At 59.3% G+C, this 24,836-nt stretch carries 26 protein-coding genes; 12 read left to right on the forward strand and 14 right to left on the reverse strand.

The features are described from left to right. Positions 1 to 31: 31 nt before the first annotated feature. Positions 32 to 1,441 carry a heavy metal sensor histidine kinase gene (locus QZ516_RS01820; RefSeq protein ID WP_365332587.1) on the reverse strand — a complete coding sequence of 470 codons (1,410 nt, stop codon included), beginning with the start codon at positions 1,439 to 1,441 and terminating at the stop codon, positions 32 to 34. Next, entirely contained in the window at positions 1,428 to 2,120 is a 693-nt protein-coding gene (locus QZ516_RS01825; protein ID WP_297185370.1) for a heavy metal response regulator transcription factor, read from the reverse strand. Before QZ516_RS01825 ends, QZ516_RS01820 begins: the two co-directional genes overlap by 14 nt. A gap of 183 nt (positions 2,121 to 2,303) precedes the next feature. On the opposite strand from QZ516_RS01825, the gene QZ516_RS01830 reads away from it, so the two are divergent. From QZ516_RS01830 to QZ516_RS01860, 7 genes are all read left to right on the forward strand, one after another. After that, positions 2,304 to 2,606 (forward strand): hypothetical protein, encoded by a 303-nt coding sequence (locus tag QZ516_RS01830; RefSeq protein WP_297185371.1) that lies wholly within the window; start codon positions 2,304 to 2,306, stop codon positions 2,604 to 2,606. Between the two features lie 34 nt (positions 2,607 to 2,640). Continuing rightward, positions 2,641 to 3,201, forward strand: coding sequence for a cytochrome c (locus QZ516_RS01835; RefSeq protein ID WP_365332591.1), 561 nt, complete (start codon positions 2,641 to 2,643; stop codon positions 3,199 to 3,201). Positions 3,202 to 3,267: 66 nt separating this feature from the next. After that, positions 3,268 to 5,055 carry a copper resistance system multicopper oxidase gene (locus tag QZ516_RS01840; RefSeq protein ID WP_297185374.1) on the forward strand — a complete coding sequence of 596 codons (1,788 nt, stop codon included), beginning with the start codon at positions 3,268 to 3,270 and terminating at the stop codon, positions 5,053 to 5,055. 10 nt (positions 5,056 to 5,065) lie between these two features. After that, positions 5,066 to 5,815: a copper resistance protein B gene (locus QZ516_RS01845; RefSeq protein ID WP_297185377.1), complete on the forward strand. Its 750-nt coding sequence runs from the start codon at positions 5,066 to 5,068 to the stop codon at positions 5,813 to 5,815. A 35-nt stretch (positions 5,816 to 5,850) separates the two neighbouring features. After that, entirely contained in the window at positions 5,851 to 7,203 is a 1,353-nt protein-coding gene (locus tag QZ516_RS01850) for an APC family permease (protein WP_297185380.1), read from the forward strand. Between the two features lie 44 nt (positions 7,204 to 7,247). Further along, positions 7,248 to 7,460 (forward strand): hypothetical protein, encoded by a 213-nt coding sequence (locus QZ516_RS01855; protein WP_297185383.1) that lies wholly within the window; start codon positions 7,248 to 7,250, stop codon positions 7,458 to 7,460. 71 nt (positions 7,461 to 7,531) lie between these two features. Beyond that, a complete protein-coding gene (locus tag QZ516_RS01860; RefSeq protein ID WP_297185386.1) occupies positions 7,532 to 7,990 on the forward strand; it encodes an ATPase in 459 nt (152 codons plus the stop codon). A gap of 69 nt (positions 7,991 to 8,059) precedes the next feature. Here the strand turns inward: QZ516_RS01860 and merR are convergent, their stop codons facing one another. Beyond that, on the reverse strand, positions 8,060 to 8,485 hold the full coding sequence (merR, locus tag QZ516_RS01865; protein ID WP_297185388.1) for an Hg(II)-responsive transcriptional regulator: 426 nt from the start codon (positions 8,483 to 8,485) through the stop codon (positions 8,060 to 8,062). A 73-nt stretch (positions 8,486 to 8,558) separates the two neighbouring features. Between merR and merT the strand changes: the two genes are divergently transcribed. From merT to merA, 3 genes are read left to right on the forward strand one after another with little or no spacing between them, the layout of a single operon-like run. Then, positions 8,559 to 8,909 carry a mercuric ion transporter MerT gene (gene merT, locus QZ516_RS01870; RefSeq protein WP_297185390.1) on the forward strand — a complete coding sequence of 117 codons (351 nt, stop codon included), beginning with the start codon at positions 8,559 to 8,561 and terminating at the stop codon, positions 8,907 to 8,909. Positions 8,910 to 8,923: 14 nt separating this feature from the next. After that, the gene (gene merP, locus QZ516_RS01875; RefSeq protein ID WP_297185393.1) at positions 8,924 to 9,217 is read left to right on the forward strand and encodes a mercury resistance system periplasmic binding protein MerP; all 294 of its coding nucleotides are present in this window, start codon (positions 8,924 to 8,926) and stop codon (positions 9,215 to 9,217) included. Positions 9,218 to 9,219: 2 nt separating this feature from the next. Continuing rightward, complete coding sequence (merA, locus tag QZ516_RS01880; RefSeq protein ID WP_297185396.1) at positions 9,220 to 10,623, forward strand: mercury(II) reductase; 1,404 nt, start codon at positions 9,220 to 9,222, stop codon at positions 10,621 to 10,623. A 100-nt stretch (positions 10,624 to 10,723) separates the two neighbouring features. On the opposite strand, the gene QZ516_RS01885 is transcribed toward merA, so the two are convergent. Next, the gene (locus QZ516_RS01885; protein WP_297185399.1) at positions 10,724 to 11,998 is read right to left on the reverse strand and encodes a hypothetical protein; all 1,275 of its coding nucleotides are present in this window, start codon (positions 11,996 to 11,998) and stop codon (positions 10,724 to 10,726) included. Positions 11,999 to 12,071: 73 nt separating this feature from the next. Between QZ516_RS01885 and QZ516_RS01890 the strand changes: the two genes are divergently transcribed. Both QZ516_RS01890 and QZ516_RS01895 read left to right on the forward strand, forming a co-directional pair. Beyond that, the gene (locus QZ516_RS01890) at positions 12,072 to 13,232 is read left to right on the forward strand and encodes a phospholipase D-like domain-containing protein (RefSeq protein WP_297185403.1); all 1,161 of its coding nucleotides are present in this window, start codon (positions 12,072 to 12,074) and stop codon (positions 13,230 to 13,232) included. Between the two features lie 175 nt (positions 13,233 to 13,407). Beyond that, positions 13,408 to 13,833, forward strand: coding sequence for a hypothetical protein (locus QZ516_RS01895; protein ID WP_297185406.1), 426 nt, complete (start codon positions 13,408 to 13,410; stop codon positions 13,831 to 13,833). Between the two features lie 16 nt (positions 13,834 to 13,849). On the opposite strand, the gene QZ516_RS01900 is transcribed toward QZ516_RS01895, so the two are convergent. From QZ516_RS01900 to QZ516_RS01945, 10 genes are all read right to left on the reverse strand, one after another. Next, positions 13,850 to 15,508 carry a BCCT family transporter gene (locus QZ516_RS01900; protein ID WP_297185408.1) on the reverse strand — a complete coding sequence of 553 codons (1,659 nt, stop codon included), beginning with the start codon at positions 15,506 to 15,508 and terminating at the stop codon, positions 13,850 to 13,852. Between the two features lie 122 nt (positions 15,509 to 15,630). Next, positions 15,631 to 15,912, reverse strand: a complete 282-nt coding sequence (locus QZ516_RS01905) for a DUF5676 family membrane protein (protein ID WP_297185410.1) — start codon at positions 15,910 to 15,912, stop codon at positions 15,631 to 15,633. Between the two features lie 141 nt (positions 15,913 to 16,053). Continuing rightward, positions 16,054 to 16,566 (reverse strand): hypothetical protein, encoded by a 513-nt coding sequence (locus tag QZ516_RS01910; protein WP_297185413.1) that lies wholly within the window; start codon positions 16,564 to 16,566, stop codon positions 16,054 to 16,056. Positions 16,567 to 16,627: 61 nt separating this feature from the next. After that, entirely contained in the window at positions 16,628 to 17,545 is a 918-nt protein-coding gene (locus QZ516_RS01915; RefSeq protein WP_297185416.1) for a DMT family transporter, read from the reverse strand. Beyond that, complete coding sequence (locus QZ516_RS01920; RefSeq protein ID WP_297185419.1) at positions 17,542 to 18,243, reverse strand: lycopene cyclase domain-containing protein; 702 nt, start codon at positions 18,241 to 18,243, stop codon at positions 17,542 to 17,544. The genes QZ516_RS01915 and QZ516_RS01920 overlap by 4 nt, the downstream gene beginning before the upstream one ends. A 6-nt stretch (positions 18,244 to 18,249) precedes the next feature. After that, positions 18,250 to 19,140, reverse strand: coding sequence for a ribose-phosphate pyrophosphokinase (locus QZ516_RS01925; RefSeq protein WP_297185420.1), 891 nt, complete (start codon positions 19,138 to 19,140; stop codon positions 18,250 to 18,252). Beyond that, positions 19,137 to 21,551, reverse strand: a complete 2,415-nt coding sequence (locus tag QZ516_RS01930; protein ID WP_297185422.1) for a xylulose 5-phosphate 3-epimerase — start codon at positions 21,549 to 21,551, stop codon at positions 19,137 to 19,139. The genes QZ516_RS01925 and QZ516_RS01930 overlap by 4 nt, the downstream gene beginning before the upstream one ends. Next, positions 21,548 to 22,654, reverse strand: coding sequence for a hypothetical protein (locus tag QZ516_RS01935; protein ID WP_297185424.1), 1,107 nt, complete (start codon positions 22,652 to 22,654; stop codon positions 21,548 to 21,550). Before QZ516_RS01935 ends, QZ516_RS01930 begins: the two co-directional genes overlap by 4 nt. Then, positions 22,651 to 24,180: a thymidine phosphorylase family protein gene (locus QZ516_RS01940; protein WP_297185426.1), complete on the reverse strand. Its 1,530-nt coding sequence runs from the start codon at positions 24,178 to 24,180 to the stop codon at positions 22,651 to 22,653. Before QZ516_RS01940 ends, QZ516_RS01935 begins: the two co-directional genes overlap by 4 nt. After that, a complete protein-coding gene (locus tag QZ516_RS01945) occupies positions 24,180 to 24,836 on the reverse strand; it encodes a hypothetical protein (protein ID WP_297185429.1) in 657 nt (218 codons plus the stop codon). The genes QZ516_RS01940 and QZ516_RS01945 overlap by 1 nt, the downstream gene beginning before the upstream one ends.

Raw genomic sequence — 24,836 nt, forward strand, 5'->3', positions numbered from 1 at the left:
AGTCCTGACGTTGTACTGCTTTTCCGCGAGCTCATGTGGCTACGGACAACCAAAAGGTAAATGTGGTCACAGCTGCGGTAGAGGCAGCTTCTACGCGGCCACCATGAGCCTCGACGATGGATCGCACGATCGCCAGACCAAGCCCCGCCCCCTCGCTTTGTCGGGTCCGGGATGGATCGACACGGTAAAAGCGGTCGAAAATGTTGGCCAGGTGTGCGGGGGGTATTTCTGGTCCCGGATTCTGCACGCTCAGTGAAACCTCGTGGTCCGAGGGTTTGGTAAGCCGTACCAGCACCGTTTCTCCCGGGGGTGTGTGCCGGATAGCGTTGGACAGCAGGTTGGAAATCGCTCGCCGCAGCATCGCGCGATCGCCCTGAATAGTCGGTGCGTGACCTGCCAATGATAGGTGGATTTGCCGTTCTTCCGCCAGTGCTTCGAAAAAATCGAACAGTTCATTGACCTCACCGGCCAGATTCAACGGTGCCTGTACCGGTTTAAGCAGGCCATGGTCGCTCTTGGCCAGCCAGAGCATGTCATTGACCATCTTGGCCAGACGCTCTTGCTCCTCCAGACTGGAATACAGCAGTTCACGGTATTCCTCGGGTGCTCTGGCCTTGCCCAGCCCGACCTGGGTCTGGGTGATGAGGTTGGTAAGCGGTGTGCGCAACTCGTGGGCTATATCGGCGGAGAAGTGTGACAGGCGAGTAAAGCTGTCTTCCAATCGACCGATCATGTGATTGAACGAGGTGACCACGTCCCGCAATTCCGGTGGAACCAGGGAGGGGTCAAGACGCACGTGCAGCCGGTCGGCCTGGATGTCTCCCATCCTGTCGGAGAGTCCGCGCAAGGGGGCATGCGCCTGATGCACCCCATACCAGGCGGCCAGCAGGGTGATGGCACCGGCGAGGCTCATGATCAGCCACAGGCTGCGGCGGAAATTCTCCAGAAACTGCAGGTGAAAGCCCATATCGATGGCGGTAATGACTGAGTAGCTCCGGCCCATGATGTCGTGTTGCGTGAGTACACCTCGAAAGGTCTTACCATCGGTATGCCAGGTTTGCAGGTTGTCCGGCTGAATCGCGGTTGCGGGGGTAAGGATCGCTGCCGCTTGCGACAGGTCAGCCCCCGTGGTCGCGTAGACAACCTCGCCTCGCCGATACCGCACTTGAAAATAGACACCGTGATGTCCCGATATGGCGTTGGACAGGGCCTCTTGCCGTCGTGCTGGCGCGTCGCCGCCGTTGCGCAACGCGTTGGCCACGGCTTCGGTCATTACTGCCAGTTCGCCGGCATCCTGTTCCGCAAAGTGGCGTTCGACGGCACTGAGCACCAGGCTACTGGTCAGTACGAGGCTAAGTCCGATGGCCAGTCCGACGAATACCATTACCCGGGCGGCGAGGGACAATGGTTGCCGGAATGATTGCCGATTAATGAGCATCATCGTCGGTTTCAACGTCAAGTTTGTACCCCATGCCGCGGACAGTGTGAATCAGCTTGGGCTCGAAATCGTCGTCAATTTTGGCCCGTAGCCGGCGAATCGCCACATCGATCACATTGGTGTCGGAATCAAAGTTCATGTCCCATACCTGGGAAGCGATCAGCGAGCGAGGCAGTACCTCGCCGCGGCGACGGGCCAACAGCTCCAAAAGGCAAAACTCCTTGTGGCTGAGATTGATTTTCCTGCCTGCGCGGGTGACGCGGTGTTTGGGCAGATCGAGGGTGAGATTGGCCACGTGGAGCTGCTCCGACAGGGTGGGCGTGGCGCTGCGGCGCAGTAAGGTCCGTATTCGGGCCAACAGTTCGGCAAAGGCAAACGGTTTGACCAGATAATCGTCGGCACCGAGTTCCAGGCCCTTGACCCGATCATCCACGCTGTCGCGGGCGGTCAAAAAGAGCACCGGTGTCTGTCGGCCTGCCTCACGCAGCGATTGCACGATGCGCCAGCCATCCACATCCGGCAGCATGACGTCCAGAATGATCAGGTCGAAGGTTTCGGTCATGGCCAGATGATGGCCGTCCAGGCCATTGCGTGCGAGAGCGACCAAAAACCCGGCCTCGGCCAGACCCTGACGGAGATAGTCGCCGGTCTTGACTTCGTCCTCTACCACCAGCAGTCGCATAATGCATCGCTCCAGATCCGTATTAGCCCAGTCTAGCGGGCCGCACCCAACGGCAAGATTACTCCATGATTACAACATTGTAATGTAAGGGTCATCTGACAGACAGGGCTTGTTGGTTACGCTGATTGTGTTTCTGATGCTGGCAAGTCGCCCATCGTATTTACATGATCGAGGAGTAACACCATGAAACGCAAAATTCTCTGTTGGCAGGTTACCTTGGCTGTGCCGGCGCTTTTGCTGGGCTTTTCAGCTCAGGCGCATGAGCCTGAAAAGCACATGAAGGAGGCCGAAAAACCGGAGTGTGCGGCGATGAAGACTATGGATCCTTCCAAGATGGACAGGGATGATCCGGTCATGCAGGCCATGATGCAGAAATGCAGGGACGAGATGCATCAGGATGAGTCCGGGCCGCACGGCTCTCATGCTGACCACTCTGGAGAGGATAAAAAGGGCAATGAGAAAAGTCCGTCCAAGCATGAGCACTAATCCATTGTCGGAAGTTATCCCTTAAGGAGAGATTGTGGCACCCCGCAAGTTTCTGTCGTGTATCAAATGCCTTGCCGTGGCGTCAGGTATCGCTGTCGCAACCGGCGTGGCGTTCATTTACTCAGGCCTCTACCCCATGGGAGCGGATGACCGCCATACCGCTTTGACCACTTGGACGCTGGAAACGCTGCGGGAGCGCTCCATCAGCCGGGCGTCGGCCGGCATCGATGTGCCAGCGGACCTGGATAACCCCGAGCGCCTGCTGGCTGGCGGAGCCGATTACAATGATATGTGTGTCGGCTGCCACCTCAAGCCGGGCAAAACCGAGAGCGATTTCACCCTGGGCCTCTATCCCGCGCCGCCGAATCTGGCTCGGCAGACCCAAGACGAGGGCGACGCTGAGTCGCGGGCCCGGCGTCGATTCTGGACCATCAAGCATGGCATCAAGGCCTCCGGTATGCCGGCCTGGGGGCCAGGGCACAATGATGAGCGGATTTGGAATATGGTTGCCTTTTTGCGGCGGCTTCCAGACTTGTCGCCCGAGCAATACCAAATTGTGACCGCCCGTGGATCCACTGATTCAGATTACCATTGATACAGCGCATAACGAGGAGCCAGATGCAGGCATCACATTCATTATTTTGAGATGAGAGGGTATGAGATGGAAGAACCGATAAAGCCGGGTCGTCGACGGTTTATCAAATCCGCTGCCGGGGCGGTGTCCGCCCTTGCCCTGGCGAAAATTGCACCGGCCTGGGCTTATCCGCTGGGGCGAAGCTATGGCGACGCCATCAGAGCCGACAATGCGGTGGATTTGCATATTCGTCGGGAAAACCTGAATGTCGGTGGGCGACTCGGTAGGCCAATCACTATCAATGGCAGTATGCCCGGGCCACTGATCCGGTTGAAAGAAGGGCAGCGCGCTCGATTGAACGTCACCAATGCGCTGGATGAAGACACATCCATCCATTGGCATGGGATTATTCTGCCCGAGAACATGGATGGTGTGCCGGGCGTCAGTTTTCCGGGTATCAGGCCGGGAGAGACGTTTCACTACGAGTACGACGTTCAGCAGAATGGCACCTATTGGTATCACAGCCACTCAGGGTTGCAGGAGCAACTGGGTCACCTGGGTCCGCTTGTGATCGATCCGGCGGATGGTGATATAGGCGCGGATCGGGAGCATGTGATTGTTCTGAGCGACTGGACCTTTGAAGATCCTCATGAGGTCTTCCGCAACCTGACAGTCGCGGAGGGCTATTACAATTACCAGCAGCGCACGCTGAGCGACACCCTGGCCGATATTCGCGGTCAAGGACTCGCGAAAACCTGGCAAGACCGCTCCATGTGGAACCAGATGCGCATGAGTGCCCGGGATATTCTGGATGTGACCGGATCCACTTATACCTACTTGATGAATGGTCGCGACAACGCAACCAACTGGACGGCGCTGTATAAGCCCGGAGAAAAGGTTCGATTGAGAATCATTAACGGCTCCGCCATGTCGTTCTTTGACTTCCGCATCCCAGGGCTTGAGATGACGGTGGTCTCCGCCGACGGCCAGCCGGTTAAACCCGTCACGGTGGATGAATTCCGCATCGGCGTGGCGGAGACCTACGATGTGATCGTGGCACCCAAAGGTGACCGGCCCTATACGCTGTTTGCCGAGAGCATGGACCGTAGCGGGTATGTGCGCGGCACCCTCGCGACGGAGCTGGGGCAGGAGGCGGAAGTGCCCGAATTACGACCGGTGCCGGAACGCGGCATGGCGGCCATGGGCATGTCCCATGACATGGGTGACATGGGTATGCAGTCCCCTGGCGGGGATGAGTCCGGCATGAAGGGCCACCATGGCATGCACGACAGCGACGACGACAATATGAACGATAACATGAACAATGGCCCGCAACGGCCTTCAGCGCCAGACCTCGGTATCGAGCACGCCCCGGGAGGACACGGACCCGGCGCGGCCATGATCGCCAGAAACCCGGTCAGTCGGCTCAACGAACCGGGCGTGGGTCTTGAAGGTGTCAGTCATCGTGTGCTGGTCTACGGTGATCTCGTGGGTGCCCATCCCTGGCCAGACGAACGGGAACCGGAGCGCGACATCGAGCTTCATCTCACCGGCAATATGGAAAGATATATGTGGTCTTTTGACGGTGTGAAATTTACCGAGGTCGATGGGCCGGTGCAATTTCACCATGGCGAACGTCTGCGTTTGATCATGGTAAACGACACCATGATGGACCATCCCATACATCTGCACGGCATGTGGATGGAGCTTGAGAACGGCCAGTATCCCCGGCCTCGCAAACACACGATCAGTCTCAAACCCAGTGAAGTGGTGTCGTTGCAGATCAGCGCCGACGCGCCCGGCAGCTGGGCCTTCCACTGCCATCTCCTCTATCACATGAAGGCGGGTATGTTCCGCGTAGTCAATGTCAGCTAAGGGGGGAGCCATGAAAAAACTCAAAACCGTAATTTCGCTAATGTGGATTGGATTGAGCGCTCCGCTGTTTGCCGGGCACGCTGAAGATGATTGGCCCGAGCCGATTAAAACCTACCGAACAGGCCAGGTCCTTTTTGACCGATTGGAAGTCACCCGCACAGACAACAATGAAGACCTGTTAGTCTGGGATATGTTGGCCTGGTATGGTGGTGACAGAAACCGGGTATATTTCAAGAGCGAAGGAGAAAACAAGTGGGATGATGGCGAGCCCGCTGAATTGGAGCGTACGGAATTGCTGGCCAGTCATTTGATTGCGCCCTTTTGGGAGTTACAGGGCGGCGTCGGAACCCGGGGGTCGACGGCATCGGGGGCAGAACGTGAAAATTACCTGGTCTTCAGCTTCTTCGGTATGGCTCCCTACCGATTTGAAATGGACAACTCCGTTACGGTCAATGAAGACGGTGATATCGCCGCGAACATCGAAGCCGAATATGATATTCGCCTATCTCAGGTGTCGTACTTGCAGCCACGTGTGGAGTTGGCAGCGGCCTTGACGGACGCCGAAGAGTATGACCGCCCCAGCGGATTCAATAATATTCGCCTTGGACTCCGCTATCGCTACGAACTGTCAAGAGAGTTTGCCCCTTATGTCGGTGTCTACTGGAGCCGCTCCCTGGGCGACAAGTCGGACCAGGTTCGCGATCAAGGGGGGGATGAGTCCGAAACTGGCGTGGTTGTTGGGATTCGTATGTGGTTCTAGGCCGATACATCGAGAAAATTACAACTGGAGGACTCATGGCTGAGGAAAAAGACAGAACAACGCATTACCGGGAAGGTAGCCTGACGCTACCCGGGACTGTGATGCTGGGAACCGGCGTCATGATAGGCGCCGGTATCTTTGCGCTGACCGGGCAGATGGCGCAGATGACGGGCGTGCTGTTTCCGCTGGCGTTTCTGGCGGCCGCCGTGATTGTCAGCTTTAGCGCCTATTCCTACATCAAAATTTCCAATGCCTATCCGTCCGCCGGTGGCATCGGCATGTATCTGCACAAAGCCTATGGTGATCGCCTGCCGACGGCGTTCAATGCGCTGCTGATGTACTTCTCCATGGTGATTGCCCAAAGCTTTCTGGCAAGAACGTTCGGATCCTACACCATGCAGCTGTTTGGCGGTGATGAGAGCGGGCGTATGGTGCCGATCCTGGGGGTTTTCCTCCTGTTGGTCGCCTTTGTGATCAATCTGATGGGCAACCGCCTTATCGAGAGTGTTGCGTCGTTCATCGGTATTCTGAAAATTGGAGGCATTCTGATTTTTGGTGTCGTGGGCGTCTGGATTGCCGATAGCATTTCCGTCGATTTCTCCAGCCCGGGAGAGGCCGGAACCCTGGGCAATTTCCTCGGTGCGACCGCGCTCGGGATATTGGCATTCAAAGGTTTCACAACGATTACCAACAGTGGCTCGGAGGTGAAAGACCCGCACCGCAACGTGGGGCGTGCCATCGTGATTTCCATTGCCGCGTGCGTGGTGATCTATACCCTGGTGGGCTTTGCCGTTGCCAGCAACCTGTCGCTCTCTGAAATTATTGAAACCCGTGACTATTCACTTGCCGCCGCGGCCCGACCGGCGCTGGGGGAATACGGCGTGTGGTTTACGGTGGCCATCGCCATGATGGCCACCGCCGGCGGCATTCTCGCCAGCATCTTCGCCGTTTCGCGCATGCTGGCCATGTTGACGGAAATGAAACTGGTTCCTCACCGTCACTTTGGCATGCCGGGTAGTATCCAGAAGCACACGCTGGTGTACACCGTAGTGCTTGGCCTGGTTCTCACCGCATTCTTTGATCTCTCGCGTATTGCGGCACTGGGTATCGTGTTCTACCTGATCATGGATATTGCCATTCATTGGGGAGTTATTCGCTATCTCCGTGAGGACGTCAAGGCCAGGGCGTGGGTGCCGGCCACGGCCATTCTTCTCGATCTGCTTGCCCTCGGAGGCTTTGTCTGGGTCAAGCTGAAAACCGACCCCTTTGTGATTGGCGTAGCCGTGGTGGCCATGCTCGTTATTGCGATTGCCGAGCAGATATTCCTGAAAAGCTCGGCGCGGGCGAGACAGCCCGAGCACGAGGAACCGCATGCACACCACCATTAAAACTTGGGACTAGAACCGAGGAGCACACCATAATGGAGAATCATATGTTGGGTAACACAATGTGGGCGGGACACTGGCTGTGGATGCTGATCGTTGCCGTTGTCGTCGTCATTCCGGTCTGGCGTATTTGCCAGCGCACAGGCTATCCGGGTTGGCTGGGACTCCTGATACTGTTTCCCGTCGTTAATCTCCTTTTCCTGTATTTCATAGCATTTTCGGCCTGGCCGGGAGATAAAGCCGGGGAGCATAATGGCTGAGCACCGGCATGCTCACTTACCGCCGTCGGCCGATAAGACCACTTGTTGGAATCATCGAGGATAGATTCAGTATGGAAGTCAAAACATTTTATAATCTGATCGAATGGACCCGTGAATTACACGCGAAATTGGCAACATGCCTCGCCCATTGTGCTTCCCGTCACGATGATGAGCGGGCCTCAATGCTGCTTGAGTATCTGGCGTCTCACGAAACCGAAATGGAGAAAATGGTTGCGGCCTTCGAGCGGCAGGCCGATCCTAAGGCTGTTCACACATATGTGTATGATTACATACCCCATAATCCCATTACGACACATCTGGTTTGTGATGATCACTACGCCAAGCTGGATGCCGGTGCGATCAGTACGGAAGTCTTCGATTTTCACGAGCAAATTATCGATCTTTACCAATCGCTCGTGGGTAAGGCGGAAATTCGGGAAGCCGCGGAACTTGTGCAATCACTGCTGGCTATGGAAGAACACGAAACCAAGCGCTTGGTCCGGCAGATAGAGCGAATGGACGACCTGTAGGCAGAGAAAAGGGCCCTCATCAATCGAGGTGACCGTCGGAATGTGTATCCAGCTTAGCCAAGCGCCAGATTAGTCACAACAACCACGGCCCCCTGTATGCAGTGACGCAATGAGCGGGCACGTGATATCGCCCTCATGTACATGGCATCGATCGACCATTTCCTGCAATGCCGTTTCAATTTTTTTCAGCCTGTTGATCTTCTCCCTTACATTCCGCAATTTATCCTCGGCAAGCGCGCTGGCTTCCTGACAATGGGTGCCATCTTCCAGCCGAAGCAGGTTGGCGATTTCATCGAGGCTGAAGCCCAGCCGTTGCGCCGTTTTCACGAACGTCAATCGGTCAATATCGGCGGAGCCATAGCGCCGGATGCCGCCTGGAGGACGCTCGGGTATGGCTACCAGGCCCCGGCGCTGGTAATAGCGGATGGTTTCGACATGCACCTGAGCCGCCTTCGCCAAACCGCCGATGGTCAGTGAGTTTACTGTGTTCTGCATATGACTTGACTCCGTAGCCAACTACGGAAGTAACCTTACGCCAACAGCCAATGTCATGAAAGGAGCAAGCGATATGTCATCACAGAAATCCGGGCGTGCTCCCCTGGCAGTCGGAGGAATTGCCGGGGTCCTGGCATCAATCTGCTGTCTCGGGCCTCTGGTACTGATTACCCTGGGCGTCTCCGGCGCCTGGATCGGTAACCTGACCGTTTTGGAGCCCTATCGGCCACTATTTATCGGCATTGCGCTGGTCGCCATGTTCTTTGCCTGGCGCCGAATCTTTCGGCCTCCGAAAAGCTGCCAGCCGGAGGATGCCTGCGCCGCCCGACAAGTTCGGTTGGCCTATAAGGTGTTCTTCTGGGTGGTATCGGTGCTGATACTGATCGCTTTGGTCTTCCCCTACGTCCTGCCCTGGTTTTATTGATTGGAGACTGACTTATGAAAATGCGTTTCGTGCCAATTTTACTCACAGTCCTGCTCAGCCTGCCCTCTTGGGCCGCTATCCAGACGGTAACGCTGTCGGTACCCAGCATGACTTGTGCCGCCTGTCCTCTCACCGTCAAAGCCGCGCTCAACAAGGTGGAAGGTGTTTCCCGTGCCGAGGTGAGCTACCCGGAGCGTGAGGCGGTGGTCACTTTCGACGATAACCTTACCTCTGTGAAGGCCCTGACCGAAGCGACCACCAAGGCGGGATATCCATCTACCCTGAAATCGAAAGCGGACCGGGAGTGACCATGAAAAATACGCAGAGCCTGCACATTGCCGTGATCGGCAGCGGTGGCGCGGCCATGGCCGCCGCCCTGAAGGCGGCCGAGCGCGGCGCCCGAATCACCCTGATCGAGCGCGGTACCATCGGTGGCACCTGCGTAAATATCGGCTGTGTGCCCTCAAAGATTCTGATTCGCGCGGCGCATATCGCTCATCTTCGCAAGGAGAGCCCTTTTGACGAGGGTATCAGCGCCCAGAGGCCGACGGTGGATCGGGAGAAACTACTCCGGCAACAGCAGAGCCGAGTCGATGAACTTCGGGATGCCAAATACGAGAGCATTCTGCGTGACCATTCGGCCATTACCGTTCTGCACGGGGAGGCTAGATTTGTCGACGCCCAGCAGCTGACGGTCACCCTGAATGAGGGCGGCGAGCGGACCGTTCACTTTGACCGTGCCTTCATCGGTACCGGCGCGCGTCCAGCAGAGCCGCCAGTACCGGGGCTGGCGGACACACCTTACCTGACCTCCACCAGCGCCTTGGCACTGGAAACGGTGCCTGAACGGCTGGTCGTGATCGGCGCCGGATTTGTCGCGCTGGAGCTGGTCCAGGCCTTCGCAAGGTTGGGCAGTAAAGTGACGGTGCTGGCTCGCAGCCGACTGCTCTCGAGTGAAGATCCAGCCATTGGCGAAGCGGTGGAAGCCGCATTTCGCCGTGAGGGCATCGAGGTGCTCAAGCAGACCCAGGCGAGCCGTGTGGCCTACACCAATGAATTCATGCTGGAGACCAACACCGGAACACTGCGCGCGGATCAACTGCTGGTGGCCACCGGACGCACGCCCAACACCGAGGCGTTAAACTTGGAAGGCATCGGCGTGAAAACCGCCGGTGGTGCCATTCAGGTGGATGAGTATCTGCAAACTACGACACCGGGCATCTATGCCGCCGGTGACTGCACCGATCAACCGGAGTTTGTCTATGTCGCCGCCGCCGGGGGCAACCGGGCGGCCGTCAACATGACCGGAGGCGAAGCCACCCTTGATCTCAGCGCCATGCCGGCGGTGATGTTTACCGAGCCTCAGGTGGCCACCGTAGGCCTGAGCGAGGCTCTGGCGCAACAGCAGGGCTACACTGTGGATACCCGAATACTGGAACTGGAAAATGTGCCGCGGGCACTGGTCAACTTCGACACCCATGGTTTTGTCAAGATGGTGGCTGACCACGATTCGGGTCGGTTGCTGGGCGTGCAGGCGGTGACCGCAGAAGCGGGTGAGCTGATCCAGACCGCCGTGATGGCGATTCGGGCCAGGATGACCGTGCAGGAAGTGGGTGATGAATTGTTCCCTTACCTGACCATGGTAGAAGGGCTCAGGCTCTGTGCCCAGACCTTCACCAAAGATGTGAAACAGTTGTCTTGCTGTGCTGGATAAGATTAACAAGTGTCCAGCTGTTTCAGTGCCTTGGCTACTTCATCCGCCTTGAGGATGTTTTAGTCCCATCGCCTCACGGTTTAAAAGAGACGTTTTCTGATTAATCTTTAAGGAGCAAAGGCGCAAAGCCGCCGCCGGGCGTACGAAAATTGGTGGTCTGTCCCCGATACAGCCTTGCCGCAGCCAGGAGCAGGGTGCCGCGATAGGTATACAGGCGCACGTCAACCTTTAGCTTCTCCCGCTCACCATCGACCAGAACCAGGCGCTCGGAAGGCGGCACATAGGCCTGAGCGATATAGTCGCTTTCGAGAATCCGGGCAAAGGTGCTTTTGGTGAGCTTGCTGCCCCGGTACACGCCCTTGCTGCCGTGGCCGGCCACCGGTTTGAAGAACCACTGTCGCCGTTCCCGCCACAGATCCTCGCCGTTACTGGCGGTGACCTGTACGGTGCGTGGAATGCCACGGCGGAGTAATTGGGCGTTTTCAGGGCTCAAACCCCAACCCATAAGCGTTGTGTGATCCGACAATACCGCCAGGTTGCGCTTGTCCGCCAACAGGGCATGGACAAAGGGGTTGGGGGTTATGACGGCGCCGCCGTCCAGCCAGGCCGAACGCAAGGCGGCGTGTTCGGGGGTTTCGAGCCCGAAGTCGACCAAACGGTTGTAAACCAGGTCGATTCGCTTGTCACCAGCGTATAACGCGCCCGACGCATATTTGAGATCAGTGGGGGAGAGAATGACGGTGTCGATACCGTTACTTTGCAGGAGCTGCTGCGCCAACCTGAACTCAGGGTAGAGATGCTGCTCGTCAGGCCGATCATCGACGATCGCTATGCTCTCCGGACGTCCGCTGCCCTGCTGGGCGCGCCATTCACTTTCGAACTGGGCGATCACCGCAGTGTCGAAGTCTTCGGCCCAGGAGGCTCGCGTAGCGCCACCGCAGCAGGGCAGTTGGGCCCGTGCCAGCACGGCATTGAGGAACGCGCCCCCCGCGTTGGTATTGACTTCGATGAGGCGGGGTCCCTCCACGCCAAGATGGAAATCATAGCCCATAAAGGCGCCAGCGGGTCCGGGGTTGATCATGGCATTCTGCGGGGCCCAGGACAGTACCCGTCGCCGATAGTCGGGGAGGGCGGCAGCGGCCTCCAGGGCCTGAACAATGGCCAGCATGTGGTCCAATTCCCGACCGGGAACGAAGACGGCGGCATTGGAAAAGAGTTGCTGCCAGGCCGTGCTGGACAGGATTTCGTCGGCGTTGTCCCCCAGCTGACTAGCGAGATTGGCAACGACTGCTGGCCGATCGAGGGTGACGCAGACACAGTGCTGGTTCAGTCTTTCCGCTTCGGTCTGTTCCGGCGTTTCATCGGTGGGTTGCAAGTGCTGTCCTCTATTTCCTTTTACGCTGGCCTGCGGTTACTGCGCACGCCAACAGGCATTGGTTTGTGGCACCATGAGATTACCGTTACCGAGCCCCAGCATCAAACCCAATGCCATGCCTATGACAGCGGACAGTAAGCCCGAAACTCAAACACTCGTCGCCGAGTGCGCCGGTAACGACATTCAGGTATTTGTCGAGGGAGACGTCCTGTTTGACGCCATGCTTTCCGATTTTGCCACGGCGCAACGGCGAGTCTGGCTGGAATCTTATATTTTTGCCGACGACGCCGTAGGGCGGGAATTCATGAAGGTCCTCAGCGATTGCAGCCGGCGTGGTCTGGATGTGCGCGTGAGGGTCGATGCTGTGGGCTCGCATTTCGGCTTCTCCGGCGGGTCGGCTCACAGTTTGAAGGCAGCGGGCGTCAAATTTATCTGGTGCCACCCCTGGCAGTGGCGAAAACCCTGGCTGTTTCACCGTCGCAATCATCGCAAGCTCGCCGTGGTCGACGACCGGGTCGCGTACCTGGGCGGCTTCAACATCACGGCGCTCAACTCGCGGCGAATTTCCGGGGAAGCCCGCTGGCGCGATACGCACTTCCGCCTCTGTGGCCCGGTGGTTGACGATGCCCGCAGAGCGTATGAATCCTTTGGAAGGGGTGATCTGAAGTGGCGGTGTGGTGACGACCAGGACGGGATTCAGCTGCTCACCAATCACGGCCATGCCTGTCGTTTTCGCCTGCGCTGCCATCTGAAAGACCGTTTCAAGTCAGCGCGCAAACGGGTGTGGCTGACGACGCCTTATTTTGTGCCGGATTCGGGAACCCAGCGTGACCTGTGCCGGGCGGCAGTGGATGGTGTCGATGTCAGAGTGCTGGTGCCGGGAAAGAGCGATGTGCCCTTCGTTCAGTGGGCTGCGCGAGCGGCCTATTCCAGTTTGCTGGCGTCAGGTATCCGGATATTTGAATATCAGCCCCGTGTACTGCACGCCAAGACCCTGATCGTGGATGACGACTGGAGCACGGTGGGAACAGCCAACTTTGACTACCGAAGCCTGTTCATCAATTACGAACTCAATCTGGCGGCAGAGTGCCACGCGCTGAATACCGCCCTGGCGACTCTCTTCGAGAACGATCTGAACGAGTCGCTGGAGGTCCGCCAACAACCTTGGTCGCGGCGGCCGTTGAGCGCTAGAATGGCTGAATTCATCGGCTGGAGTGCGAGACATTGGCTTTGAAACTGAGTTCAGCCTCACGCTAATGTTATTCGCAGCACTGGCGAAATCTTAATGGACTGTGAATACTCCAGCGGCTGAAAGCCGATGGCGGGATCATCAAATTGAGGAGAAACGTGGCATGTATGCAAAGTTAATAAATCCATTGGCCAGAATCACCTTACTGTTGGGGAGCCTGATGATCTTCAACTCAGTCGCAGCGAAAGATGTCACCGGGAACTTCCAGGTTGCCGACGGCGTGGCGATCTACATTGGCCTGATGCCGGCCCAGGTCGTTCAGGGCCACCCGGCCGCCCATGAGGAAAGTCGCATGCATGGCGGCGTGCCCGGTGGGGGCTCTCCTGTGCATTTGGTGGTGACACTGTTCGACGATGCCACAGGTCAGCGTATCACGGAGGCGTTCGTGAAGGCGGAGGTTGTGGAACTGGGCCTGACGCCCCAACGCAAGGAGCTGGAGATGATGCACATCGCCGATACCGTCAGCTATGGCAATTATTTCTCATTGAGAAGCGAGGGTCCCTACCGTATTCGGTTGAAAATACGGCTGCCGGAGCGGGAAAAGGTTGTCGAGGCAACTTTTAGCCACAATCACAAACCCAAATGAATACGGTTCAAATGGGCTAGCTGTCGCACTTCAACGCGGGACATTCCTCCGGGGCGGTTGGATGAATCTCCTCTTCTTCCCGGCGCTCCGCTTCCCGCTCGGATTCCCGCATCAGCCATTGTTCCATTCGGGTATGGAGCAGTTGATGCTTTTCCTCCCGCCGCCTGATTTCCGCAGCGAGGTCTTTGTGAAGGGAGAATGCCATCAGCACCATCAGCAACATAAAGGGGAACGCGGCGATAATGGATACGGTTCGCAGCCCGTTCAGGCCACCGCTCAGCAACAGGACGGAAGCCATGAGTAGCTGAAGAGCTCCCCAGAGGATGCGAACAAACCGTGTCGGCGTCAGAACCCCTTTGGAGGTGAACATGCCTAGCACAAAGGTGGCGGAATCCGCAGAAGTCACCACGAACATGGAGACCAGGGCCACGGTCAGGATGGCCGCGAACCCGCCCCAGGGCAGTTGATCGAGAAGCACGTAAAGACCGGCCGGCACTTCTTTCGACACGGCATCCGCAATGGCGATGCCGTCGAACAAGTCGAAGTAGATGGCGGAGCCACCGAAGGTGGCAAACCACAACATGCTGAGACCCACGGGAACGATCATCACGCCCAGGACGAACTCACGGACGGTTCTGCCCCTGGAAATCCTGGCAATGAAACTGCCCACGAAGGGTGCCCAGCTCAATCCCCAGGCCCAGTAGAATATGGTCCACTGCTCCACCCAGTGTTCGTGGGAATAGGGCGTGGTTACCAGGCTCATCTCGATGATATTGCCCAGGTACTCGCCCATCGTCTGGGTGAGTTCGCCGAAGATAAAGCCGGTGGGTCCCGTGGCAAGTACAAAGACCAACAGCCCAGCGGCGAGCACCATATTGGCGTTGCTGAGATAGCGAATCCCCATGTTGAGGGGTGTCATTGCCGAAATGATGAATAGGGTTGCGAGTCCCCCGAGAATGTAGAATTGTGAGGTCGTCGAGTAGGCGGCTACGCCCAGATTGGCCAGTCCGCTGTTGACCTGAAGCGCCCCGAGGCCCAGGGTCGTGGCGACGCCGAATACAGTGGAGATCACCGCCAGGATATCGACGATGCCACCCCAACCCCGGTCCACCCGATCGCCCAGTAATGGGCGGAAGCTTTCGCTGATCAAGCCGCGACTGTTGTGACGAAAACGCACATAGGCAATAGCCAGCCCCACCAGCGTGAAGTTCGCCCACTGGTGGAATCCCCAATGAAAGAACGCGTAGCGCATTCCCAGCTGCGCCGCTTCGGCAGTACGGGGTTCGGCAAGGCCAAGGGGAGGGTCATTGAAATGCATCATCGGCTCGGCCACGCCCCAGAAAACCAGCCCGACACCCATCCCGCCGGAAAAAATCATCGCCAGCCAGCTGTTGAAGGAAAATTCCGGTGCTTCGTCCTCCGCTCCCAGGCGAATGCTTCCAGATTTGGAAAAGGCGAGAAACAGGACAAACAGCACAAAGCCGGTGGTTGCCACCAGATACATCCAGCCGAGATTCCTGGCGGTGAGATCGAGAATTTGCTGGGCCGTGGATTCCACAGCGTCGGGATACAGTGCGGCGGTGGTGACGAAAGCGGTGATAATCAATACGGAGACGTAGAACACCAGTCCCACATCACCCAGATACTCCCTCAGAAATATCGTTAACCTGTTCATAGAGGGCTCACTTGCTGTTGCATGGAAATGAATGACGGGATTCAGTAAAATGCCCAACAACCTGCGAATAATGAACGGATGTTTTCAGGCGGCACGTTCGATCCACAATGGCTATCATGCAATCAATTGCCGCCTCTGGAGAACCAGCGGTACAAGGGAACGAACAAAACCGCGAAATACCAACCGTATAAATAGGCTTCAACCAAGCCAATCAAAAAGCCGGACCACGTAAGCCATTCGAAGCCAGGCAATAACGGAGCCCACGCCTCGTACATACGCATCTGTGCCGGGGCGAGCAGGCCAAAGCCCACGCACAGCAGGTAGCTGATGACCAGCACTAACGACAGTGTGTTGCCTAATGGGGCTGTACACAAACGGATACCCGGTGCGCTCGAATTATCCATAACGTATTTCCTCTGTTGGTTGTCGTAATAAATGGACTTTTTCCATTATCGCCCCTGCGTTGACGGGCGTGTTTTGTCAATGTGTCTGGCTCAAGCTAGTGACTTTCCTTAAATGTCCTGCCTGTCAATATTTTGAGGCAGTTAGCCTGAGTTGTGGAACTGAAGAGCGACGTGGCCGAGCATATGCCGCCTCGCCAGCCACATTATCAACGGCGGCAACAGCAGCCACTGCAGCAACGGGGCAAGGCCCACGCCCAGCAGCGGGATGATCGGCATGGAATCCGCGTATGTCCATCGTTCCAGCGGGCCCGTCGCCAGCCACTCCAGGACGACGGTCACGATGAGAGCCGTGATAACCAGGATGACGGCTGGCTTCCGTTCGCGCTCAAGGAGCCAGTGCCGATTTCCAGAGATGATTGATGCCAGCCAGAAACTGGCCAATAGTATCAAGACATCGCCGCCCGTAGCCTGTATACACAACCAAACCACCGAGCCGTGAGATGCCGCCGCGAATCCGGTGAACCAAGGTACCTGAAGCATCTCCCAAACGAAATGCGTCAGAAAACCGAACCCCGCCAGTGGCAGCTCCGGAATGCGCGGATTGCGTCTATGTTCCGGGATGGTAAATGTCCCTTGGCGTATTCGTTCGATCACACGTTGCTCCGTTGTAGGTTTCTCCGATCAGTCCATTTGCAGGGAGTATTGGTTGCAGCGATTAAGAAGGAGTTGCCTCATTGTCAGGTCCGAGGGCGGCGCTTCTTGCTTGCATGAGGGCTATGCCGCAAAGAACAACCAGAATGCCCAGCACCTGAACAAGTCGCAGCCGCTCTTCAAAGAACAGAAACCCGATCAGCAACCCAAACACCGGGGTCAGAAAGCTGAAGACGTTCAATTTGTTCAAGGGGGCTCGGGCGAGTAGGCCGAACCATAGAAATATCATCGCAGCTGTAGCCAGCGCGGAGAGAATGAGCAGGGAGCCGGTGAACCGGAGAGTCCAGCCAACGTCCCAGCGCTCACCGGCCATGGCTGAGGCGAGCAACAGTATTGTGCCACCGATCAAAAGCTGGATTGCCATGGGCGCAGCGATGGCGCCACCAGCGTCCTTTTTCAGCAGAATATTGCCTATTGCCGTTCCAATAGCCGCCATCAGCACCCAGGTAATTCCCCATAGGTAGCCGTTATTGTCATCGCCGAATCCCGGCCAGGACAACAAGGCTACGCCCAAAAAACCAATGGCAAGCCCCACTATGCCCTTGGCCTTCAGGCTTTCTCCCAGCCAGCCCGCGGCGATTGCCGCGGCAATTAGCGGCTGAGTACTTGCCAGGACCGTTGCCAGTCCCGGCGACAGGTGTCCGGCGCCGAGGAACATTCCGCCAAAGCCCATCGCCGTGTACGCCAATCCGATCAATCCCAGATGTGCCAGGTTTCGGAGGTTCAGCAGATAAGGCTCGCGATGCTGCTGCACGATGCACACAAGGACGAGCAGTCCAGCGGCGAGAAAGGCACGCAGGGCAGCGAACAGCAGTGGCGGGGCGTCCGGCAGGCCAATGGTGATGAAGGGGAAGCAGATGGCCCAGAGCAACGCCACCAGCACCATCCAGGCGACATCCGCTTTTACTGGATAGCCTTTCATGGTATCGACCGGGGAAGGTATTGCCGCCAATACAGGTGTTCGTACAGAGAGCACCACATCAAACCCAGTGTGGCGGCAAACAGTAACTCCTCCACCGGGACACCGGCCACCAACCAGCCGCTCAGGTGTTCCAGGCGCCAGACGTGATCGATATAGGCCGGATAAAAGGCCACGAGGGAGGAAAAATAGACGAAATAGAGAGCGGTGAAAATGACGGCCCCGAGCAGCATGGGCCGCCACAGATCCGGTCGACAGAAACCGTTGGCGATCCCCCCGGACAGCATGGCCAGCGACGCTGTGTAAATGGGGTTCCAGGCAGTAATCACCTCCAGAAGAAGGAAGAATACGATCGGCGTCCAAAGCACCACTTTGTGCCAGCGATGCCGGGAATGATGGCGTTCCGTACCGGCTACGGGGGCCATTGCCACGGGGACAAGCGCGGGATAGATTGAACTGCTGATTCCTCCGACGGCAAAGGCGAAGATCAGGCTTTCAAGGTCGAAGCCGGTACGCTCGGCCAGATCGAACAGGGTGGGTGGAAGCCAGTAATCGGGTACAAACAGAGGTTCGCTCAAGCCCAGGGGAGCGGTGATCAGGCTCATGCGCAGCATTTTGACTCTCAGCTGCTGCCGCATCGCGAAAATCGCTCCCCAGATTCCCAGCAGTATCAGGCTCCAGATCAGATACGCGTACTGCATGGCGCTTCAATCCAGCTCCTGGATGCTGGCCGCCAGAAGACCGCCGATATCGATGGCGTTGGTGGGGTGGGGGATGGCGTTGCTGGTCACCACCCGCTGGGCCACGGCAGTGAGTTTTTCGTCCGCACCCTCGGCAAAGACGCCATGTACGCCGATACAGACAGCACGGGGCAGCCCCAGGCGTTCCAGGTGCGACAGGGTTTCCAGCATGGTATGGCCACTGGAGATGATGTCATCCACCAGCACCGGGGTGTGATCCAGCCAGCGCTCGATCTGGGGCACGCTGACCTCGACGTCACGGTCACCATGGCGGGTTTTGCTCAACACCGTAAATGGGGCGCCGGCCTGTTTTGCCACCGCTTCCACCCACTGCTCACTCTCGCTGTCGGGGCCGATCAACACGGGCTTGTCGACATTGGTCGCTATCCATTCGGCTATCATTGGTGCGGCGTGGCCCACCCGGGTGGGAATGTCATAGATTTCCGACAGGTCATGATAGCGGTGCAGGTGGGGATCGATAGTCACCAGCGCGGTAAAGTAGCGGGACAGCAGTTTCGCGAAATACCGTGAAGTCACGCCCTCGCCGCTGTGAAAGCGTTTGTCCTGGCGCATATAGGGAAGGTAGGACGAGACCAGCAATACCGCGCCGGCACCCAGATCCCGAAGTGTTTCGGTCAGCAGGAGCAGGGGCAGGATGCGTCGATCCGGTTGATAGAGATCCGCCAGTACCACCACATTGCGGTTTTGGACCTCGTCCAGCAGCCGCAGATAGCTTTCGCCGTCGGGAAAGTGGCGCATGTCGAACCTTCCTTCCTCAAGGCTGAGTGATTCGCGGAGTCTCTGGGCGAGGGCTCTGTCCTCGTGGAGGCTATAAAGCCTGTGCCAGGTGGTTGTCATGAGTCCTCCTGAGTTTTAAGCAGAGGGCGGGGATCGATGCGGCCGGCAAGGGCGTCCCGTTCGGCGGGAGTCAGCCAGTGGGAAATATTGTCGCCCGTCAGTTCCGCGAGAGCGGCGAGGATATGCAACCAGCTGCAGCCGTTGGCGAACAGCATACCTTCAACGTCCAGGGTGCCGCCCCGGTTGCGGTAGCCCAGCACCCGCATGACGCGGCTCGCTGGCAGCAGTCCCCGGATCGCCTCCGGGCGGGTGTGAGTGAGAACCACGCGTGCGGCCCCGGAGGGCAGCATCTCGTTAACCCTCGCCTGGCAATCCGCTTCCAGCGCATCCCGAGGGGATTCCCGGAACCGGCCGGGTTCCAGCAGGCAGAATACTGCGGCGCTCAGACCTCGCTGTTCCAGGCGCCGCCAGGCCAGCAGGCACTGCTGCAGCTGGTAGGCGCCGATGGCCACCAGCTGGACGCCGGCTCCGGCATCGCCCCGCAGGTAGATGGCGCCCTCGTTCACCAGCCGGCGGGCCTGTTCCCCGGACAGCACCACCGGGAGCTTTCCTTTGGGTACCACCAGGGCATGAATTTCCCCCTGGCGGCGATAGCAATCCGCCAGGGCGGCCAGGGCGCTGTTGGCGTCCACCGGGAAGCGTACCACGCTGGTGTCGGTCATCTCCCCCAACAGGGCCTCGGCCAGGGTTGGGTCCTGGTGGGACTGCTCGTTCTTGCCGCTCTCCCAGGTGTGGGAGGTGAGCAGGAAGGGGACCGACAGCCAGCGGGGCGATTTGCCGGCCTCCTTCTGGTGGCGGGCAAAGATAATCTCCTGGCGCAGGATGCCGAGCATTTTCACGGCAAAGGCCTCGTAGCTGACCACCAGGTTGATGCCGCCCTTGTTGCCCAGCGCCGCGCAGGCCACGGCTTCCTCGTTCAGGGCCGTAATCACGGCGCCGTCCACCGCCTCATCGGCATCCGGTTCCGGCCTGTAGACCCGGTGCCGGAAGCGTTCCAGAGTTTTACCGAAGCGGTTGCTGCGCAACTCGTCGGGATTGCCGATGCGCACCCGCCATTCGGAGTTGGCCTCGGTGAGGACGACAAAGTAGGTGTCGAGAGCTGCCATGGGCGATTCGTTACCGTCCACGGGGTGCCACGACGGCGGTACCGGATTTTCAAGGCTCACCGCGCGCTGGGTCAGGGGATGGTCCTTTTCCCGTGGTCTATCTTGAATATCGTGATTTTGCAGTCGGTCCCGGGCGCCTCGCAATTCCTCTGCGGGCACGAACAGGCGCGCCGCCCCGCTGTTGAATTCCGCAGTGGCCGATTGGTCCTGGGCCGGATTGCCTTGCAGTGGCAGGTTGTGGGCGCGGTTGGTGCCGGCACCGGGAAAGCCGTAACCCTTGGTGGCCTCGGCGATAACGTAATGCAATGGCACCGGATAGGTGGTGGCCCCACTTTTGATGGCGTCGGCGCAGCCCTGCAGTCTGCCCTCGGCTTCCATGATGGCCCAGGCGAACGCCGCCGGATCGGTGCCGTCGATCAACAACGGATCGAAGCCGTTGTGGCGCAGGTGGTCGGCGAACCACTCGACTCCGCCCTGCTGAAACAGGGTGGAACGCTGTTCGATGCGCCGGCCGTTGGCGATCATCACCGGCGTCACCAGACCGCAATCCTCTGCCCGCCACCAGCGGGGCGCCCAGTCGCTGCCACGCTGCTCTTCGAAGGCGCCGTCGCTGAGAAAGGCCACGAGGCGCTCGCCGGGCAGGGGCATGTGCACGTACTCCAGCTCCGCAAAGCCAAGATAGCCCCCCTCGTGGAGGCCGCCGGCGGTATGGACATTGACGTGGCTCCCCAGGGGTGAGGCGGGGCGGCCGTTTTCGTCCAGGTCATAGGCGTAGAAATCCCGTGTCAGACGGGCAAGCCCCTCGTCCGACCAGTGATAGCGGGCGGCATGGGCGGATTCCATGTTGCCCGCCAGCGCATTGCAGGCGTCCACCGCTGCCACGCAGTGGCCCTGACCCATCAGCCAGCTGCGGGTGACGCCGGATAGGGCGTTGGCGGTGAGGTAGCCAATATAGGCGGGTACCATATTCAGCGAGCCGCCGGTATGGCCCTGGGGATCGCGCTTGAAATCCCCCGTATCTAGCGGCCGACCGTCGAGATAGACATTCTTTGCGTAGGTCATGTGAACCACCAGCCACATGCCCGCACTGGCCAACCGGTCCGCCGCCGCGAGCCTGTCGAAAACGGTGGCCTTGTCCGGTACCCGACCAGTCTCTTCCAGATCGCAGGCGAGGCGGAAAATGCGGACCTGGGTGTCGTCCCGGTGCCGGATCGCGCCATAGCCCTGTGCCCAGTGGGCGAATCGTTCGTCGTGTTCGCGGTATTGTCTGGCGAGCACCGCCAGGCGATGCTGTTCGTGGCTCATTCTGATCTCTCCAGTACCAGGCCCTGTTCGCAGAGTTCACGTTCCTCGTCGCCGGCCAGCGCGTATAGACCGACCGGGCTGTCGGGCGTGCCGATGTAACCGCCGTCGTCGTCGAGGCCGGCGTTCCTTGCGGTATCCATGTGCAACCCCAGCCATGCCAGCGGTTGCACGATGCGCTCGCGGATCACTGCCGCATGCAGCCCGATGCCACCGCCGAACACCAGCGCGTCGAGGCCGCCCAGTACGGCGGCATAGGCGCCGATGTACTGCCGTATGCGGTAGCAGAACTGGTCGATGGCCACAGCCGCCTCTGGCCGCCGGCTCGCCAGCAGGGTTCGCATGTCGCCCGATTCGCCGGAGACACCCCGCAAACCGGACGCCTGATTCAGGATGGCAGCGAGTTTTTCGACGCTGTAATGTGGCAGCAGGCCCAGCAACGCGCCGGCATCGATATGGCCGGGGCGGCTGCCCATTACCAATCCGGACAAGGGGGAATAGCCCATGGAGGTGTCGCGGGGGCGGCCATTTAACAGTGCCGCCGCCGAACAGCCGCCGCCCAGCTGTAGCGTGATGACGCGCCCGGCAGCGCTGTCCGGATTGCGCTCACGCAGCGCGCGCCACAGTGCGGCGTGGGCGAGACCGTGGAAGCCGTAGCGCCGCAAATGGTGGTCCTCACAGAGGTCACGGGGCAGCGGAATCCGCCAGGCGACTTCGGGCATTGTGCGGAAAAATCCGGTGTCCGGAACCAGGATTTGCTGGGCGTCGGGCCAACAGCCAAGGGCGCTTTCCAGCCAGCGATGGGCCTTGGGGTTGTGTAGGGGCGCCAGTGCAGCGAGCCTGTCGAGTTCTGCAGCATCGTCTGCCCGATACCGGCGCGGGCCGGTCAGCCAGTCGCCGCCATGCACCCAGCGGTGCGTCACCAGCGCGGGGGTGGGCAGGCCGTGTAAAACGGACAGCGGATCAATCGCTGTGTCGGACTCATCGTAATGAAGCCGTTTCAGCTCATTTACTGTATTGGCTTCAACACAGTAGCTGACCAACCGTACGCTTTGGCTGCCGGTATTGATACTGAGCGCGATCTTTGCGGAGCAGTCGGCACTCATTGGGACGGACTGCCTCCCTCCGAATCTCCGGCAATGCGAATGACATCCGGATGGGTTTGCAGGTATTCCAGGGCATAGGCCAGCTCCCCGGTGGTCTCGGTGTGCAGGGTGAACAGGGGCTGGCCCTGTTCGACCCGGTCGCCGAGTCTCACATGCAGGTCGAGTCCGGCTGCGGGGGCGCCGGGTGCGCCGGCGAGCTTGGCGATTCGCGCCAGTACGCGGTTGTCGATAGCGCTTACGACACCCTCTCGGGGCGTCGGGACCGGTTGCGTCTGCGCCGCTGACGGCGGCGTGCGCATGCCGCCCTGGGCTTCGCAGATGGCCTGAAATTTTCGCCAGGCCCTGCCACTGATCAGGGCCTGCGCTGCTACAACCGTGCCGCTGCCTTCAGCGGCAAGTCCCGCCAACTCGAAAATCGCGCCGGCCAACTGCAGGGATCGTTCCCTGAGATCCGCGGGTGCGTCGTCCTTGTTTTGCAACACTGCCAGCACATCTCGGGCCTCCAGGGCGGGGCCGATGCCGCGTCCCACCGGTTGCATGCCGTCGGTGATGACCGTCCGCACCGCCAGCCCGATCGCTTCTCCGGTGTCGCGTAGCAGCGCCCCCAGGCGCCGGGCGTCGCTTTCACTGCGCACCTTGGCCGTGGGCCCCACCGGCAGGTCGAGCACCACATGGGTGGCGCCGGCGGCGGCCTTCTTGGACAGCACCGATGCCACCAGTTGCCCCTCGCTGTCGAGATCGATGGCCCGTTCGATACGGATCAGTATGTCATCGGCCGGGCTCAGGGACACCGCGCCGCCCCAGGCAATGCAGCCGCCTTCCCGCTCCACCACCCGGCGCATGTCGGCAATGGACAGCGCGACGGGCGCCAGGGTTTCCATGGTGTCGGCGGTGCCTGCCGGGGAGGTGATGGCTCGGGACGATGTCTTGGGCATCACCAGGCCTTCCGCGGCCACCATCGCCACCACCAGCGGCGTGGTCCTGTTGCCGGGCAGGCCCCCGACGCAGTGTTTGTCGACGACTATTTCCCGGTGCCAATTGAGGCGCTCCCCGACGTTGATCATGGCCCGGGTCAGGCTGACGGTTTCCCCATGATCCAGCCCCCGACTGGCGCAGGCCGTCAGAAAGGTGGCCAACTCCACGTCGGTATAGAATCCCTTGCACACATCCGAGACGATGGCATTAAACTGGGCGTCGCCGAGGGAATTGCCATAGATTTTGGCTCGTACCGCACTCATGGAATCCACGGTGGGGGCGTGGGCGAAACCGGCGCGCTCGCCCGCCTGGGGCGTCAGGGCGTGCCAGGCGGACTCCGAAAGGCCGAATTCGTCCGGGGCCAGCCAGTCGCCGTGAATGACGTTGAGGGTGGCCAGAATGCTGCGCCCGCCGGCGTTCACCTGGATCCTACTGTGGGCATCGAAGCCTTCGGAGCGGCAGACGTGGCAATCGCCGCGCATATAGACCACCAGTTCCTGGTGGGTGTCGATACCCAGCCGGCGCGGTTTGAGCAGGTACTGCTTGTCCATTAATCGGTTTCCCCGTTTTCCCGGCGGTTTTCCGCGGCGTTTTCGATACGTTCCAGAATGGCCAGCAGGTCGAGGGTGTCGTTGCTGAAATGCACCTTGCGCAGGACATCCCAGTTGTCATGCAGGTGTTGCTGCAGGCAGCCGACGATATTTTCCAGGGAGACGGTGTGCCACTTGTGAGGGGATACATCGGGTTCCTCGTTGTCGTCGACATCGCCAAAGGCGACCATTCTTATTTTGTGGCCGTGTTCACTCTCGGCGAGCCCGTGCTGGAGCAGTTCATACGCCAGGTTTCTCGCTTGCGAGGGATTGCAGCAACCGAACCGCATCAACGCGCCGGCCAGGACGTCCGGTTTGCGGGCGGGCGGGTTGAACCGGGCCCGTCCGCGCTTGACCTCGCCGACGATCATGTCGGCGCTGTCTCGCGGGGCGCCCAGCGCCGGGTCCGGCTCGAAGCGCACGTCGCCGAGGAGTTTGCGTTTTTTGCGGACACTGGTTTCCCGGCCGGCATGGGGAAACCGAAAGGCGAGGATGTCCAGGTCGCTGACGGTGCGGACATTGCCGCCTTTGGCAGTCTCCATGAGCGGATATTCCGCCACGCAAAAATAGCCGTTGATTTGCAGATAGGCTTTGACCAGTGCAACAGCGGTATCCAA

Source organism: uncultured Porticoccus sp., assembly GCF_913061305.1.
Classification (GTDB): Bacteria; Pseudomonadota; Gammaproteobacteria; order Pseudomonadales; family Porticoccaceae; genus Porticoccus.

Coding starts and splice junctions, on each gene's coding strand:
- QZ516_RS01820 (WP_365332587.1), bottom strand. CDS start 1,441: ATGATGCTCATTAATCGGCAATCATTCCGGCAACCATTGTCCCTCGCC.
- QZ516_RS01825 (WP_297185370.1), bottom strand. CDS start 2,120: ATGCGACTGCTGGTGGTAGAGGACGAAGTCAAGACCGGCGACTATCTC.
- QZ516_RS01830 (WP_297185371.1), top strand. CDS start 2,304: ATGAAACGCAAAATTCTCTGTTGGCAGGTTACCTTGGCTGTGCCGGCG.
- QZ516_RS01840 (WP_297185374.1), top strand. CDS start 3,268: ATGGAAGAACCGATAAAGCCGGGTCGTCGACGGTTTATCAAATCCGCT.
- QZ516_RS01845 (WP_297185377.1), top strand. CDS start 5,066: ATGAAAAAACTCAAAACCGTAATTTCGCTAATGTGGATTGGATTGAGC.
- QZ516_RS01850 (WP_297185380.1), top strand. CDS start 5,851: ATGGCTGAGGAAAAAGACAGAACAACGCATTACCGGGAAGGTAGCCTG.
- QZ516_RS01855 (WP_297185383.1), top strand. CDS start 7,248: ATGTTGGGTAACACAATGTGGGCGGGACACTGGCTGTGGATGCTGATC.
- QZ516_RS01860 (WP_297185386.1), top strand. CDS start 7,532: ATGGAAGTCAAAACATTTTATAATCTGATCGAATGGACCCGTGAATTA.
- merR (WP_297185388.1), bottom strand. CDS start 8,485: ATGCAGAACACAGTAAACTCACTGACCATCGGCGGTTTGGCGAAGGCG.
- merT (WP_297185390.1), top strand. CDS start 8,559: ATGTCATCACAGAAATCCGGGCGTGCTCCCCTGGCAGTCGGAGGAATT.
- merP (WP_297185393.1), top strand. CDS start 8,924: ATGAAAATGCGTTTCGTGCCAATTTTACTCACAGTCCTGCTCAGCCTG.
- merA (WP_297185396.1), top strand. CDS start 9,220: ATGAAAAATACGCAGAGCCTGCACATTGCCGTGATCGGCAGCGGTGGC.
- QZ516_RS01890 (WP_297185403.1), top strand. CDS start 12,072: ATGAGATTACCGTTACCGAGCCCCAGCATCAAACCCAATGCCATGCCT.
- QZ516_RS01895 (WP_297185406.1), top strand. CDS start 13,408: ATGATCTTCAACTCAGTCGCAGCGAAAGATGTCACCGGGAACTTCCAG.
- QZ516_RS01900 (WP_297185408.1), bottom strand. CDS start 15,508: ATGAACAGGTTAACGATATTTCTGAGGGAGTATCTGGGTGATGTGGGA.
- QZ516_RS01905 (WP_297185410.1), bottom strand. CDS start 15,912: ATGGATAATTCGAGCGCACCGGGTATCCGTTTGTGTACAGCCCCATTA.
- QZ516_RS01915 (WP_297185416.1), bottom strand. CDS start 17,545: ATGAAAGGCTATCCAGTAAAAGCGGATGTCGCCTGGATGGTGCTGGTG.
- QZ516_RS01920 (WP_297185419.1), bottom strand. CDS start 18,243: ATGCAGTACGCGTATCTGATCTGGAGCCTGATACTGCTGGGAATCTGG.
- QZ516_RS01925 (WP_297185420.1), bottom strand. CDS start 19,140: ATGACAACCACCTGGCACAGGCTTTATAGCCTCCACGAGGACAGAGCC.
- QZ516_RS01930 (WP_297185422.1), bottom strand. CDS start 21,551: ATGAGCCACGAACAGCATCGCCTGGCGGTGCTCGCCAGACAATACCGC.
- QZ516_RS01935 (WP_297185424.1), bottom strand. CDS start 22,654: ATGAGTGCCGACTGCTCCGCAAAGATCGCGCTCAGTATCAATACCGGC.
- QZ516_RS01940 (WP_297185426.1), bottom strand. CDS start 24,180: ATGGACAAGCAGTACCTGCTCAAACCGCGCCGGCTGGGTATCGACACC.